Raw genomic sequence first — 370 nt, forward strand, 5'->3', positions numbered from 1 at the left:
GACGGGACACGGGACCGAAGCGACCAGGACACGACCGGACCGGCCGGTGAGCACGCCCCGATAGCGGGGCCGCGCTCGACCGAACCTGCCGGTGAGCGGGACGCTCGTTGAACGGCAACGTTCCACTGGAACGGACCGGTCAGCGGAACGGACCGGTCAGCGGAACGCTCCTCAGGGACTTCGTCTGGCCGGAACGGCCCGGCGGAAGACGCGAAGCCCCTCACCGGGAAGCGCACGACCGACAGGCACGAAGACCGAGGGCCGAGAAGCCGATGTGTGATGCCCGAAGCGAGACACGGGAAGGGAAGGGAGGCAAGACGACCATGACAGCCATGCCGACCATGACGGACCCGAGCTCGAGCTCGACGGC

Source organism: Glycomyces buryatensis (genome assembly GCF_004912275.1).
Taxonomy (GTDB): Bacteria; Actinomycetota; Actinomycetes; order Mycobacteriales; family Micromonosporaceae; genus Glycomyces; species Glycomyces buryatensis.